This is a genomic window from Aliarcobacter faecis, assembly GCF_013201705.1.
Classification (GTDB): domain Bacteria; phylum Campylobacterota; class Campylobacteria; order Campylobacterales; family Arcobacteraceae; genus Aliarcobacter; species Aliarcobacter faecis.
The window spans coordinates 1,886,357-1,900,500 of sequence record NZ_CP053837.1 but is presented as its reverse complement, the minus strand read 5'-3'; the positions used below and the strand labels follow the sequence as shown (position 1 = coordinate 1,900,500).

Below are 14,144 nucleotides of genomic sequence, written 5' to 3'. Positions count from 1 at the left end.
TACTTATTTTAAATAGATTTATAAAGTTTTTATAATTAAAAGTTTATTTAAAAAAATTATTTTATTTTTTACTTAGTTTATCTTAAAGCATAAAATGATATAAAATCCAGATATTAAAATATATTTTAGGAATAAATATGAAAAAAGCCATAGAGATCTTAAAAAAACACAATCTTTTAAGAATTATTAATGATGAACTAGATATTAACCTTGAAATTCCCCATGTTGCTTATGTTGAAGTTAAAAAAATAGACTCTAAAGCAATTTTATTTACAAATGTAGTAGATAAAAAGAATGGAAAAAAGTTTTTAGAACCTGTTTTAATGAATGTTTTTTGTAATGAAGAGGCTGTTAGGCTTTTCATTGGAGATGCAGATAAAATAGGAGCAGAAATAGAGAGTTTATTAAAAATGAAACCACCTGTTACTTTTAGTGAAAAACTATCAACTTTGGGTAAATTATTCTCACTTAAAAATACTATTCCAAAAAAGTTAAAAACAAAAGGAGAATGTCAAGAAGTTATAAAATTGGGTAGTGATGCAAAATTAAGTGATTTGCCTATTATTACAACTTGGGAACAAGATGGTGGACCATTTATAACTATGGGGCAAGTTTATACTCAAAGTCTAAATGGAGAACTTAAAAATTTAGGAATGTATAGGCTTCAAGTTTATAGTGATAATACTTTAGGAATGCATTGGCAAATTCATAAAGACTCAAATCACTTCTTCCACGAATATAAAAAAGCTGGTAAGAAAATGCCTGTAAGTATTGGTATTGGTGGAGATCCTATGTATATTTGGTGTGGACAAGCTCCACTTCCTATTGGTATTTTTGAATTAATGCTTTATGGTTTTGTAAAAAATAGTCCAGCTAGACTTGTAAAATCTATTACAAATGATATTTATATACCAGAAGATAATGATTATGTAATTGAAGGTTTTGTAGATCCTAGTAAATTAAAAGTAGAGGGACCTTTTGGGGATCATACAGGGTATTATACTTTAGAAGAAGAGTTTCCTTTTATGGAAGTAAGTGCTATTACAAGAAAAAAAGAGCCAGTATTCTTGGCAACAGTTGTAGGGAAACCTCCTCTTGAAGATAAATATATGGGATATGCAACAGAGAGAATTTTTTTACCACTTTTAAGAACAACGGCACCATCATTAATTGATTACTATATGCCTGAAAATGGAGTTTTTCATAATCTAATTTTGGCGAAAATAGATACTTTTTATCCAGGACATGCAAGTCAAATGATGCATGCATTTTGGGGAGTAGGTCAGATGAGTTTTGTAAAACATGCAATTTTTGTTGATATTGATGCTCCAGAACTTACAAATCATGATGAAATAACAAAATATATATTAAATAGAGTAAATATAGATGATATTTTGGTTTCAAAAGGTGCAATAGACCATTTAGACCATACAGCTCCTAAATTTGCAGTTGGTGGAAAATTAGGGATTGATTGTACGCAAGGTGAGATAGCTGAAAGTGGGATTACTATTTTAGAAGATATTGAACTTTTAGAAAAAATGCAAAATATAAGTAAAGAGGTGAAAGCTCTTAAACAGTACTATAAAGATACAAAAAATCCTATTTGTGTTATAAGTGTTGAGAAAACTAGAAGTCAAAAATATCTTTTTGAAGAGTTAAAATCACTCTTTTCACATATAAAAATTTTGGTAATCGTTGATGAAAAAGCAAATGATTTGGAAAATCCTTATATGTTAATTTGGAGAGTAACAAATAATATTGATTCAAATAGGGATTTATATATAGATGGAAATACTCTTTGTCTTGATGCAACAAATAAAAATAGCTTTGATAATTTTCAGCGAAGATGGCCTGATGATGTTGATTGTACAAAAAGTGTAATTGATTCTCTAAGAGAGAGAAAAATTATTGATATAGATGATGAGTTTATTAAAAAATACCAGTTATATTAAATAACTGGTCGATTTAATCTTAAGAAGTATAGAGATGGTAAAACTAAACCAAAAGTAATAGCAAATAAAACTGCTATAGCTTTTAAGCCATTGTGAATAAAGAGTTCTATTAATTCGGCATTTGCCCCAAATCTATTTATATCTATTAATGTTATCATTGCACTAAAAGCATAAGTTCCAGGTAATACAGGAATAATAGAAGCAACTGTATAAACTGGTCTTGGGATTTTATATTTTCTTGACCAATATAGAGCAATTATTCCAATAATTGCTGTTGCTAAAAATGTTGAAATTTCTATTCCAAAATCAAGAGCTAAAAATATTGTTCTTAAATCATAAGTTATTGCTCCACCTAAAGCACAATATTTTAAAGTATGTTTTGGAACATTAAAAACCATTGCAAAGCCTAAAGAGGCGAAAGAAGCAAAAATTGCTTCAATAATTAATTTTAAAAGTAGTTCCATATTAAGCCTTCAATCCTAAAATTGCTATTGCTAATATTATTCCAACAGATGTTGCAAGAGTAAGAATTATACCCTCCATCCATCGCCCCCAACCCATCATCATATAACCTTTAAATGAGTCTAAAAAAGAGTTCACAAAAGCAAATCCAGGAGCTAGAAGTAAAACACTAGCTGCCATTGCAATATTTGGAGTTGAGGTAATTCCATATATTTTTGAAAAACCTGCAATAATTGTAGCTACAAAAGCAGTTATTCCAAAGACGATAATCATTACAAATCTTTTTCTTGATAACTCTTGTCTTACAAACATTGCAATACTTGAGGCTACAAATGTTGTTATTAGAGATATTAAATCTCCACCTTGTAAATAAGAAAAAGAGGAACAAGCAAGACCTACCATAAAAACAACTAACCAACGATTATAGTAGTTTGGCTCGATTTGTTTTAAAATATTGTATAAATAATTTATGTCATAGTTTACTTCATTCTCTTTTTTCTCCATTTTTAAAACAATATTTTGAATTTCACAAACTATACTCATATTTATTGGTTTATGATGAACTCTTCTTGTTGTTGTAACACTTTGCCCGTGATATAGAGTTGTAAGAACAATTGCAGATGGAATTAAAGATAGTTCAACACTTGAAGCTCCGAGAACTTTTCCTAATCTTTGTGCAGTTTGTTCTATTAAAATACTCTCTGCTCCATATTCACTCATTAAAACAGCCGCTTTTATAATACCTCTTGTGATTGTTGATTGTTCTTTATGAGAAATGTTTTCCATTTTTTTCTTTTTCTTTTAGATTTTATGAAATTATACAAATTTTGTTATAATAAAGGTTTTAAGGATATTAATGAGAGAAATTACAGAGTATTTTGCAAAGAAGAAAATTTTATTTAAAGAGTTTAAAGAGATTTTACCAAAAGAGGTAAATAGTAGGAAAAAGATAGGAATTTTTGTAGGAACTACAATAGATTTGAAATTTTATGCAATATTTATAATAGATTCAAAAAGTAGATTTATCCGAAAAAGTGCAGATGAATTGATAGTTTTATCAAATATTTTAGCTTCTTATGTAGGGCATAATTTTAAGGTAAAAGAGCTTTTAATAAAAAGTCCTTTATGTTCAAAAGCAAAAGAGTATTTAAAAGATAATGGTTGGAGTATAAGAGTTGATTTTATGTGATATTGGAAATACAACTTTCCATTTTTTAATTGATGGAAAGCATAAAAAATATTTTTTAGATGAAAAAATACCAAAATTTAAAGATGATATTTTTTATATAAGTGTAAATGAAAAAGCGACAAAAAAGCTTTTAAAGGTAAATAAAAAAGCAAAAGATTTAAGCTCTTTTATCAAATTTGATACCGATTATTTGGGAATGGGGCTTGATAGAAAAGTAGCTTGTACTTTCTGTGAAAACTCTATAATAGTTGATGCAGGAAGTGCTATAACAGTTGATATCATAGAAAATTCTACTCACAAAGGTGGATTTATACTCCTTGGAGTACATAGTTTTTTTAAAAGTTATGAGAAAATATCAAAAAAATTAAAAGTAGAAAAAACAGATTTTGAAAAAAATATTAATTTAGATAAAATACCGCTTCAAACAAAAGATGCTATTTTATATGCTTTGATGAAATCTATCATTTTGCCTATCAAAGAAGTAAGTTTTAATAAAAATATAATTTTTACTGGTGGAGATGGAGAGTTTTTATGCCAGTTTTTTGAAAATAGCCAATATAAAAAAGATTTAATATTTGAAAATATGAAAAGGATAATAGATGCTAACAATTGCATTGCCTAAAGGAAGAATTGCAGATGAGACTCTTGATAGATTTGAGAAAGCTTTTGGAGAGAAATTTGTTTTTGAAGATAGAAAACTTATTCTACAAAAAAGTGGTTTTAAATTTTTAAATGTAAGAAATCAAGATGTCCCAACTTATGTTATGCATGGAGCTGCTGATTTAGGTGTTGTTGGACTAGATGTTTTAGAAGAAAAAGAGTATGACTTAATTAAACTTTTGGATCTGAAATTAGGAAGATGTAAAGTTGCTTTTGGCTTAAGAGCTGGTGAAAAACTAAATTTAGATAAAAGTAAAATTACTATTGCTACAAAACATGAAAAAATAGCAAAAAAATATTTTGAACAAAAAGCTATGGCTGTTGAGATTATAAAACTTTATGGCTCTATTGAATTAGCTCCACTTGTAGGTCTTTGTGATTGTATAGTTGATATCGTTGAAACAGGAGAAACTATGAAGCAAAATGGTCTTGAAGTAGGTCCTACAATCATGGAGAGCTCAGCACATTTAATAGCGAATAAAAACTCTTTTTATGCAAAAAAAGAGGCAATTTTTGATTTAAAAGATAAAATAGAAAAATACTTATAATGACAAATTTAGATTTATATGCAAAAATAGAACCATATTTGGATTTAGAAGAGGCAACTTACTCTCTTCATAAAGAGTTTATGAGGTTTATTATGGAAAACTCTTTAGATAATATTTTAGATATTGGTTGTGGAAGAGGGTATTTTTTAGAGAATTTACGAATAAATGGTCTGAAATATTTAGGTATTGATAATAGTTTAACTCAAATAGAAGTTTGCAAAGAAAAAGAGTTAAATGTAACAAAACAGAGTTTAAAAGAGCTAGTAATTGAGAAAAATAGCTTTGATTGTGTAGTTGCTATTTTTGATGTTGTAAATTTTGTAGATAAAAAATCTTTAGAAGATTTTTTTAAAAATATTTACTCTGTTTTAAATAAAGATGGCTACTTCTTATTTGATATAAATACTCTTTTTGCTTTTACAAATATTGCTGAAGGTTGTATAAATATTAATTTAGAAGATAGATTTATAGCAATAAATTCAGATTTTGCAAAATCTAAACTTATTACAAATTTCTTTTTATTTGAGAGAGATGAAGATAAATATATAAAAAATAGTGGACAAATAATTCAAGAGTATTATAAAAATAGTTACTTAGAAAGAGTACTAAAAGAGATCGGTTTTTCAATAGTTGAAAAAAGAGAACTTTTTTTATATACAGATAAAGAAGCTGATAAAATTATGTTTATTTGTAAGAAGAGATAAATTTGAAAAAAGTTAAATTTCTCTTAATATTTTGTTTAACTATTTTTGGTATATCGCACTATACAGATTTAGATGATAAGTTGCTTTTCAATATTTTTCATCAAAAAGATAAAAACTTAATTAATGAAAATGAGCATATTTATAGTTTAAAAGAGATTAAAGATATAAAAAAGAATCTTTCAGGAATAACATATAATGAGCTTAGTGATACTCTTTTTCTTATAACAAACTCTCCAAGAAATATTTATGAATTAGATAAGAATGGTGAAGTTTTAAGAAAAATAGAGTTAAAAGGTTTTAGAGATACTGAAGATTTAACACATATAAAAGATAATTTATTTGCTATTTTAGATGAGGAGTTAAGTGCTTTTTATATTGTAAATATCTTTGATGATACAAAAGAGGTATCTATTAATAACTCTATCAAACAATATAGTTTTGATGTTAGAAACTTTGAAAACTTTGGTTTAGAAGGTATAAGCTATGATATACAAGAAGATGAATTTTATATTGTAAATGAAAGAAATCCTAAAAAAATTGTTTTAATAAAAGGGCTTATGAATAACTCTGAAATAGAGGTTAATATTAAAAATAAACTTCTTGATAATAACACATACTTAGGCGATTTTTCAGCTATTCATTTTGATTCTATAAAAAGAGCATTTTACATTTTAAGCCAAGAATCAACACTTTTAGGAAGAGTTGATGATAAAAAAGATTTTAGTAAATATTTAGATTTAAATAATAATGAAATCTCTTCAAAAATGGTAAATCCTGAAGGAGTAACAAAAGATAATGAAGGGAATATTTATATTGTAGGAGAGCCAAATCTTTTTTTAAGTATTAAAAAAAAGATTTAGTTTGAAAGAGCTTTTATAAGTAATTTTATATCATATGGGTGTGTAATATAAATTTTATATAGTTTATAACTATCATTTTCTCTTTTAAAAAGATATAAATTTGATGAGTGTGTTATTTCTAATACACTTTCATTAATCAATAAATTAAAATCTTGTTTTAGTTTATTAATTTGAGATGAGTCATTATATATCCCATTAAATCTTTTATCAAAACTTTTAGCAAAAATATCAGGTAGATTTGAAGGTATTTTATAATCTATATTTGCAAAATAAAAAGGTATATTTAGATTTTTTTCATCTAGTTTTTTATAGATTTCAGCTATCTCAGTTAAAGATGGAATACAAACTGTAGTACAAGCAACATATCCAAAATATACTAAAGCAAATTTCTCTTTTTCATTTTCTAAAAACCAAGGTTGAGTAGGAGACTCTTTTATTGATATTTCACTAAGATTTTTATTTGTAAAATTACTTAAAAATGGAAAAGAGAAAAATAAAACTAGAGTTAAGACAAGTATAGAAATACCAAAAACTTTTTTAAACATAAATTACTTTTCTTCACTTTCAAATTGATGATAGATATCTTTTACTTCTTCGATATTTGCAATAAACAGATCAATAAGTTCTGGATCGAAATGTTTCTCTTTTTGCTCCATTAAAAAATTAATTGCATCTTTGAAATTCCAAGCTTTTTTATATGGACGAATAGATGTAAGAGCATCAAATACATCTGCAATTGCAGTAATTCTTCCATAAATATGTATTTCATCACCTTTTAATCCTTTAGGATAACCACTTCCATCAAACTTTTCGTGATGAGAAAGAGAGATTATTGCTCCTGCTTCTAAGAAAGGATTTTTTGTACCTTTTAAAATCTCATAACCAATAAGAGGATGAGTTTTCATATGTTCAAGTTCTTGTTTATCTAATTTTGCAGGTTTTAGTAAAACATCATCTCTTATACCAATTTTTCCTAAATCATGAAGAGGAGAAGCGTGAAAGATTTTATCTTGTTCCTCTTTATCTAAGCCATAAGAACGAGCTAATAATTTTGAGTAGTGAGCAACTCTCGCAATATGACTTGCTGTTTCAGGGTCTTTGTATTCAGCTGTTTTTGATAACACTAAAAGAGTTTCATACTCTCTATCAATTAAATTTTGAGTGGCTTTTTTTACTTCAAGTTGTAGATTTTCATTAAATTTATTTAATATCTTTTGTGATTTTTTAAGTGTAAGAAGATTTTTTATTCTTAATTGAAATTCACTAATATGAAGTGGTTTTGATAGAAAATCATTTGCTCCTGCTTTAAGTGCTTGGATTTTTATAGCTTCATTATCTCCAGCAGCAGTTATAATTACACTTAAAATCTCTGGACATAATATTTTTGCTCGTTCAATTAGTTCTGCACCATTCATATTTGGCATCATATAGTCTGTGAGCATTATATCAACTGGATTATTTATTAAGTATTGTAAAGCATCAATAGGATTTAAAAATGATTTAAGTTCTATATCTTTTCCCATCTCTTTTGTAAGTTCTTCAATCAAAGTTATATTCATAGGTTCATCATCAACTGCAATTATATAGATATTACTCATTTTACTCCTTTACTAAATTTATTTAAAATATTCTCTAATTTTGTTGTATCAATAGGCTTACTTAGATAATCATCCATTCCAACAGAGATGAAATACTCTTCATCTCCATTTGATGCATTTGCTGTTAGTGCAATAATTGGTAAGGTATCATCAAAGGCTTCTCTTAGTTTCTTAGTTGCTTCAATACCATTTAATTCTGGCATATTTATATCCATAAGTATAAGGTCATAACTCTTTTCCATCGCCATTTCTACAGCTTTTGCCCCATTTTCGGCTATATCATATTTGATACCATAATTTTTTAATAGCTCACCTATAAGTATTTGATTTACTGGATAATCTTCTGCAACTAAAATATTTAAATTAAATTTTATATCCTCTTTATTCTCTATTTTTTGAGTTGTTCCATTTATAGCATTGAATTTTCTTAAATGGTTATATAAAGCTGAGTTTGAATGTTCATAATCCTCTACAAAACTTATAGCTGGGGCATCTTTTTTACTATCTTTTATTCCAAGTAGAATAATCTTTGGATTAGGTTTGATTTTTAGCCAATCATTTAAATACTCTTTTGAATTTGTAAGAACTATTTTTTCTTCTTTTGACTCTTGAAGTCTAGATGTAATTTGAAAACTATCTAAAATAGTAAATCGAAGGTTAAAATATCTTAGTTGATTTTCAAGCATAGAGTATGAATCTAAAGCCTCTCTTGAAACTATAATTTCACTTTTTTCATACATAGATGAGAGATTTTCTTTTAAAAAGCAAGTAGAAAGTTCTAATTCAAACTTAAATGTACTACCTTTTTCCTCTATACTATCTACTTTTAAAACTCCACCCATTAATTTAACATAAGAGGCACTAATATTAAGTCCAAGTCCTGTTCCACCAAATTTTCTTGTAGTTGAACTATCAACTTGTGTAAAGGCATCAAAAATAGTTTTTTGTCTCTCTTTTGGAATACCAATTCCTGTATCTTTTACACTAAATTTTATTCTTTGGCTATTTTGTGAAGATGAGATTTTCTCAATATTTACACTAACAGCTCCATTTGTTGGAGTAAATTTTATGGCATTTGAAACTAGATTTGTCAAAATTTGTTTTAGTTTTAAAGAATCGACAATAAGACATTCCGAGATTGCTGGGTCTATATTTATACTAAAATTTATCTCTTTTTTATTTGCAATTGGTATAAAAATCATTAAAGAGTTTTCAAACTCTTCAAATGGGTTTATTGAGACTAAGTCTAATTCTACTTTTTCACTTTTTATTTTTGAGAAATCTAAAACTTGATTTACAATACTTAAAAGAGTTTTTGTTGAGGTCTCTATAATATTTACAAATTTTTGTTGCTCATTTGTTAAAGAGGTTTGTTGTAAAAGATGAGTAAATCCAATAATTCCATTCATAGGAGTTCTTATCTCATGGGACATATTTGCTAGAAACTCTGTTTTAACTTGTTCTGCATTAACAGCTTCTAAATGATTTTTTTCAGCTTTTTGTTGTAACTTTTTCATTCTTAAAAACTGATTTTTTGATAAAGTTATTATATAACTTAAAACTAAAGCTTCAGCTACTACCATAACAATGTGTAAAAGTACATATTCTAAACCACAACCATAAGAGAAAATCTTAATAGGATCACCATTTATTGAGAAGTTATATAGTTGCAGATAGTTAAAAATAATGTGATGTAATGCTATAACTAAACTAGCTAAAAGCATAGGTTTTAAATCTTTATAAATAGTTAAAACAGCAAGAGCTATGAATACATGAAAATGCATCTCTATTCGTCCAAGATGTTGTTGTATAAATAGTGCTGAAAAAAACATTAAAACAATAGCTGCAATTAGTCTAAAATATAAGGTTCCAGCTAGGGTTAAATAAGATATTCCTGCTATTGTTAAAATTAATCCACTTGCAATTATTCCTAATGTATAAGTTTCATAATATTGAGAAGTTATAAATATTGCAACAAAAGCATGAATTAGAATAATCCATATCATTACTTTATCTGCTTGTAAATACTCCTCTTGTAAATCATATTTTGATTCATTTTTGAAAAGTAAAATTATATTATTTATCATATATTTCCACTCTCTTTACCTCTTCTTCAATTATTTTTAATAGTTGATTTATTTTTTCTAATTTATTCATTTGTTCAGTATCATTTTCTAAATTATCTTCAATCTCTTTTGCTAAAGATGAAATTTCTTCAAATCTTAAAGTTGAAGCTGAACCTTTTATATTGTGTGCAAACATTTTAACTAAGTCAATTTGCCCACTTTTTAAGGCTTCATTTAATTTAACAGTAGTCTCTTTTGTATTTGTAATAAATTTATCAATCAAGTTAAAAATTATCTTATCTGGAAGTTTTAAAGCTTCTTTAGTTTTTTCAAATAGTTGAAAACTATTTTCACTTTTTATATCTTCTTTAATAATATTTTTATTATCCTCTTTTAAACTCTCATTTTCTAATAGAGTGATATCTGTAAGTATAAAAAGATAGTAGTATGTTTTTTCAAAAGGAATTTTTTGAACTCTTACCCAGAAAGTTCTAATTTTCTCTTGTTTATCTTTCATAAGAGCTTTATAGATTTTATTTGGATTATTAACTACCTCTTTTATCCAATTGAACTCTTTTGAAAACTCTAAATAGCCATCTTTAGGGATAAATAGATTTGAGATACATTTATATTGATGATTAAACTCTTGTAGATTTTCAATAGCAAAAAGGTCGAAAAACTTTTGACTAATTTGTTCAAATCTATTATCTCTTTTTATTATCAATATCTCATCAATATGATTAAAGAAATTGTTTAATATTACTTTTTCAGATTTAAGTTCATTTGTTCTATTAATAAGGTTTGTAATATCTTCTCTTAAAGCAATAAACTCAACAATCTCATTTTTATCATTTAAAATAGGGGCAATTGTTGAGTGAACATAGTAATTCTCACCATTTTTTGAACGATTTTTTATAACTCCTTGCCAAGTATTTTTTGCTAAAATAGTTTTCCACATTTGACGGAAAAAAGGTATAGTTGAATCAGGATGTCTAACAATATTATGAGAATTTCCTATTAATTCTTCTTTTGTATAACCACTTATTTTACAGAATTGTTTTATTTACATAAGTTATTATACCTTGTGGATTTGTCTTTGAAACTATTACTGATTTATCAATAATATCTTGATATTGATGAAAAATCTTTATATTTTCTTCATTTCTTCTTTGTAGATGGATGTAGATAAAAATACCAATTACAATAAGAAAAGATAAAAATAAAAATTTTAATATTTCAGTTATTATTAGATGATTTAGTCCATTGTCTTTTTCTTTAGAAATTAAATATCCTATAAAATCATCATAAATATTTGTTATAGGTATAAAAGTATAAATAGTACTAACTGAAGATAGATTAATTGATGAAATAGAGAAAGGTTTTTTTAACTCTAATTTATAAATTAAAGAGTTAGATAAATCTTGTAAATCATTTTTTGTTAAACTATCTTTATTTAACTTCTCTTTTTCAAGAAATATATAATTTTTATCAAGATTTGTGTTTAACTCCTCTATCAATTTTGAAAGAGCTATTGGAGTTTGATTTGAACCAACACTTTTTTCATCTTTTATAATATTTTCAGGCAATAATTTACTAATAATCTCTTGATGTTTTAGTTGTAAATTATATGTACTTCTTAAATTTGTAATTTTCTCTTTTAAGTAACTACTTTTTGTAAAAGTAAAATCTATATATAAAAAAGTTGCAAAAAAGGTAATACTTGTTATGAAAAACCAAATCTGTTTACTTGAAATATTTACTCTATTCTCTTTTAAAATATTCTTTATAAACATACCTTATTTCTTCCAGAATTTTTTGCTTTATATAGGGCTTCATCTACTCTTTTAAATAAAGAGTCTCTCTCTTCATTTTTATGAAATTGACTAACTCCAATTGAACAAGTAATATGATTTACATCTTTGAATTTATGTTTTTCAATAGTTGCTCTTAGCTTTTCTCCTACTAAAAAAGCTTCATCTATACTTGTTTGTGGAAGCATTAAAATAAACTCTTCTCCACCCCATCTAGCAACAATATCTGTATTTCTTGAACAAACTGTTAATATTTTGCTTACCTCTTGTAAAATATAGTCTCCTACTAAGTGACCATATATATCATTTACTTTTTTAAAATAATCAATATCTAAAAGTAGTATAGATAGATATTGCCCTTGATATCTATTTGCTTTTGAAATTTCATAATCTAAAAAAGAGTTAAATTTTCTTCGATTATAGAGTTTTGTTAAAAAATCAAAAGAGGCATTCTCTTCTAACATAGAAGTTTTTGATAGTAACTCTTCATTTATTTTGGAAATTCTATTTCCCTCTTCTTTTATAAAATCAACCCATTTATTGTAAATAATTCTTAATAACTCTTTTTGAGTTAAAATACCTGTAATCTCTTCATCATCATTTGTAACAACTATTCTTTTAAAATGTTTATCTTTTATAAAATTTATTGCTTCATCAATTGTTGAGTATTCATTTAAAGTATAAACAGGCTTCGACATATACATATTAATAGGATTTTGTAGATTTGAATTTTTATAAATTAAATTTATAAAATCTTTTGTTGTAAAAATCCCAATTGGTTTATGCTCTTCATTTATCATAATAATAGAATCGCTATTATTATCTTTCATCATTTGTATTGCTTGAATTGTTGCTGTATTTTCATAAGTTGTTGTTGCTTTATATTGCAAAATCAAAGTTGCAATAGTCTGTTTTTTCATCAAAATTTTTGGGTCAATGTTGTTTATTATATCGCTATAAGAGAGTAATCCTATTAACTCATCATCTTCAACTATAACCATATATTTATCTGAATCTTCTACTTCATTTAAAACAGTAAAAATATTTTCATCTCTTTTTAATACTCTTGCCTTTGTTAGATTTAACTCTTTTAATAAAATATTTTCATCTAAATTTCTTAATTTATAATCAATTAAGTCTGTAATTGTAAGTAGATAAAAAGTTTTGTGTTTATCTATTGTATTTTCAATAACAACTATATTTCTAAGGTTTGAAGAAGCCATTAAAATTATGGCTTCTTTTAAAGATTTTTCTATATTTATAGAGATTATATTTTTTACTGCAATCTCTTCAATTGTTAGTATCATTTTAAATTAATCCAATAGTGTCTTTTATAATTTCCATTTTAGTTTTTGCTATTTTTCTAGCTTTTGAAGCTCCAAATTCTAAGATTTCTCGAACCTCTTTTTTATTGTTTAAGTAGTACTCTCTTTTATCTTCATAAGGAGCAAAATACTCCTCGATTTTTGCTAAAAGAGTTTGTTTAAAGTGACCATATCCTTCACCAGCTGTTTCATATCTAGTTCTTAAATTTGCTAATTCATCTTCATTCATAAATAGTTTAGATATAGCATAGATATTACAGTTTTGCCACTCTTTTACCTCATTTAACTCTTTTGAATCAGTTACTATTCCCATAACTTGTTTTTTTCTTATTTTAGGAGTTGTAAACATATCAATAGTGTTGTTATATGATTTTGACATTTTTGCTCCATCAGTCCCTGGAACTGTTGCTACAACTTCATCAACTTTTGCAATAGGCAATGTAAAAATCTCTTTATTATAAGCATGATTAAATGATATGGCAATATCTCTTGTCATTTCAACATGTTGAATTTGATCTTTTCCAACAGGAACAATATTTGAGTCAAATAGTAAAATATCAGCAGCCATCAAAACTGGATATGAAAAAAGTCCATGATTTGCCTGTATTCCTCTTGAAGTTTTATCTTTATATGAGTGAGCTCTTTCTAAAAGCCCCATAGAAGTATGATTTGATAATATCCAATATAATTCAAGAACCTCTTTTACATCATGTTGTATCCAAAAAGTTGATTTTTCTGGATTTATTCCAAGTGCTAAAAAATTAATAGCAGCTTCATAAGAGTTTTTTTCTAAACTCTCTTTATCTTTTACTGATGTTAAAGCGTGATATGATGCTAAAAATGCAAAAAGTTCACCATCATTTTGTGACTCTATCATTTTTTTTACCATACCAAAATAGTTTCCTATATGAATAGTTCCTGAAGGTTGAATACCTGATAAAATTCGCAAAATCAATTCTCCTGTTTTTT

Annotated in this window: 15 protein-coding genes; 6 read left to right on the top strand and 9 right to left on the bottom strand. The window is 26.1% G+C overall.

Translation table 11 applies throughout. The annotated features are described in order from the left end of the window. Positions 1-137 precede the first annotated feature (137 nt). The gene (locus AFAEC_RS09545) at positions 138-1,952 is read left to right on the top strand and encodes a menaquinone biosynthesis decarboxylase (protein WP_026805155.1); all 1,815 of its coding nucleotides are present in this window, start codon (positions 138-140) and stop codon (positions 1,950-1,952) included. Here AFAEC_RS09545 and AFAEC_RS09540 read toward each other — a convergent pair. Beyond that, a complete protein-coding gene (locus tag AFAEC_RS09540) occupies positions 1,949-2,416 on the bottom strand; it encodes a threonine/serine exporter family protein (protein WP_026805156.1) in 468 nt (155 codons plus the stop codon). The two genes, AFAEC_RS09545 and AFAEC_RS09540, sit on opposite strands and share 4 nt — an antisense overlap. A gap of 1 nt (position 2,417) precedes the next feature. Further along, positions 2,418-3,200 (bottom strand): threonine/serine exporter family protein, encoded by a 783-nt coding sequence (locus AFAEC_RS09535; protein WP_026805157.1) that lies wholly within the window; start codon positions 3,198-3,200, stop codon positions 2,418-2,420. Between the two features lie 70 nt (positions 3,201-3,270). On the opposite strand from AFAEC_RS09535, the gene AFAEC_RS09530 reads away from it, so the two are divergent. Genes AFAEC_RS09530 through AFAEC_RS09510 form a run of 5 tightly spaced genes read left to right on the top strand, consistent with a single transcriptional unit; the run spans position 3,271 to position 6,375 of the window. Next, on the top strand, positions 3,271-3,603 hold the full coding sequence (locus AFAEC_RS09530; protein WP_026805158.1) for a hypothetical protein: 333 nt from the start codon (positions 3,271-3,273) through the stop codon (positions 3,601-3,603). Beyond that, on the top strand, positions 3,590-4,225 hold the full coding sequence (locus AFAEC_RS09525) for a type III pantothenate kinase (protein ID WP_026805159.1): 636 nt from the start codon (positions 3,590-3,592) through the stop codon (positions 4,223-4,225). Before AFAEC_RS09530 ends, AFAEC_RS09525 begins: the two co-directional genes overlap by 14 nt. Beyond that, complete coding sequence (gene hisG / locus AFAEC_RS09520; RefSeq protein WP_026805160.1) at positions 4,203-4,811, top strand: ATP phosphoribosyltransferase; 609 nt, start codon at positions 4,203-4,205, stop codon at positions 4,809-4,811. Before AFAEC_RS09525 ends, hisG begins: the two co-directional genes overlap by 23 nt. Then, a complete protein-coding gene (locus tag AFAEC_RS09515; RefSeq protein ID WP_034216077.1) occupies positions 4,811-5,515 on the top strand; it encodes a class I SAM-dependent DNA methyltransferase in 705 nt (234 codons plus the stop codon). The genes hisG and AFAEC_RS09515 overlap by 1 nt, the downstream gene beginning before the upstream one ends. Before the next feature lie 2 nt (positions 5,516-5,517). After that, entirely contained in the window at positions 5,518-6,375 is an 858-nt protein-coding gene (locus AFAEC_RS09510; RefSeq protein WP_026805162.1) for an SdiA-regulated domain-containing protein, read from the top strand. On the opposite strand, the gene AFAEC_RS09505 is transcribed toward AFAEC_RS09510, so the two are convergent. Genes AFAEC_RS09505 through trpS form a run of 7 tightly spaced genes read right to left on the bottom strand, consistent with a single transcriptional unit; the run spans position 6,372 to position 14,124 of the window. After that, positions 6,372-6,920, bottom strand: a complete 549-nt coding sequence (locus tag AFAEC_RS09505) for an SCO family protein (protein ID WP_026805163.1) — start codon at positions 6,918-6,920, stop codon at positions 6,372-6,374. The genes AFAEC_RS09510 and AFAEC_RS09505 overlap by 4 nt on opposite strands. 3 nt (positions 6,921-6,923) lie before the next feature. Then, positions 6,924-7,973, bottom strand: a complete 1,050-nt coding sequence (locus AFAEC_RS09500) for an HD-GYP domain-containing protein (protein ID WP_026805164.1) — start codon at positions 7,971-7,973, stop codon at positions 6,924-6,926. Further along, positions 7,970-10,060 (bottom strand): ATP-binding protein, encoded by a 2,091-nt coding sequence (locus AFAEC_RS09495; RefSeq protein ID WP_026805165.1) that lies wholly within the window; start codon positions 10,058-10,060, stop codon positions 7,970-7,972. The genes AFAEC_RS09500 and AFAEC_RS09495 overlap by 4 nt, the downstream gene beginning before the upstream one ends. Further along, positions 10,050-11,039, bottom strand: a complete 990-nt coding sequence (locus AFAEC_RS09490) for an Hpt domain-containing protein (RefSeq protein WP_257119352.1) — start codon at positions 11,037-11,039, stop codon at positions 10,050-10,052. Before AFAEC_RS09490 ends, AFAEC_RS09495 begins: the two co-directional genes overlap by 11 nt. Before the next feature lie 46 nt (positions 11,040-11,085). Beyond that, positions 11,086-11,832 (bottom strand): hypothetical protein, encoded by a 747-nt coding sequence (locus AFAEC_RS09485; RefSeq protein WP_026805167.1) that lies wholly within the window; start codon positions 11,830-11,832, stop codon positions 11,086-11,088. Further along, positions 11,823-13,157, bottom strand: coding sequence for a diguanylate cyclase (locus AFAEC_RS09480; protein WP_026805168.1), 1,335 nt, complete (start codon positions 13,155-13,157; stop codon positions 11,823-11,825). The genes AFAEC_RS09485 and AFAEC_RS09480 overlap by 10 nt, the downstream gene beginning before the upstream one ends. Before the next feature lies 1 nt (position 13,158). Continuing rightward, on the bottom strand, positions 13,159-14,124 hold the full coding sequence (gene trpS / locus AFAEC_RS09475; protein ID WP_026805169.1) for a tryptophan--tRNA ligase: 966 nt from the start codon (positions 14,122-14,124) through the stop codon (positions 13,159-13,161). Positions 14,125-14,144: the final 20 nt, after the last annotated feature.

Excerpts from the sequence above, each read along its gene's own strand:
- AFAEC_RS09545 (WP_026805155.1), top strand. The coding sequence starts at position 138 with ATGAAAAAAGCCATAGAGATCTTAAAAAAACACAATCTTTTAAGAATT.
- AFAEC_RS09540 (WP_026805156.1), bottom strand. The coding sequence starts at position 2,416 with ATGGAACTACTTTTAAAATTAATTATTGAAGCAATTTTTGCTTCTTTC.
- AFAEC_RS09535 (WP_026805157.1), bottom strand. The coding sequence starts at position 3,200 with ATGGAAAACATTTCTCATAAAGAACAATCAACAATCACAAGAGGTATT.
- AFAEC_RS09530 (WP_026805158.1), top strand. The coding sequence starts at position 3,271 with ATGAGAGAAATTACAGAGTATTTTGCAAAGAAGAAAATTTTATTTAAA.
- hisG (WP_026805160.1), top strand. The coding sequence starts at position 4,203 with ATGCTAACAATTGCATTGCCTAAAGGAAGAATTGCAGATGAGACTCTT.
- AFAEC_RS09515 (WP_034216077.1), top strand. The coding sequence starts at position 4,811 with ATGACAAATTTAGATTTATATGCAAAAATAGAACCATATTTGGATTTA.
- AFAEC_RS09505 (WP_026805163.1), bottom strand. The coding sequence starts at position 6,920 with ATGTTTAAAAAAGTTTTTGGTATTTCTATACTTGTCTTAACTCTAGTT.
- AFAEC_RS09500 (WP_026805164.1), bottom strand. The coding sequence starts at position 7,973 with ATGAGTAATATCTATATAATTGCAGTTGATGATGAACCTATGAATATA.
- AFAEC_RS09495 (WP_026805165.1), bottom strand. The coding sequence starts at position 10,060 with ATGATAAATAATATAATTTTACTTTTCAAAAATGAATCAAAATATGAT.
- AFAEC_RS09485 (WP_026805167.1), bottom strand. The coding sequence starts at position 11,832 with ATGTTTATAAAGAATATTTTAAAAGAGAATAGAGTAAATATTTCAAGT.
- AFAEC_RS09480 (WP_026805168.1), bottom strand. The coding sequence starts at position 13,157 with ATGATACTAACAATTGAAGAGATTGCAGTAAAAAATATAATCTCTATA.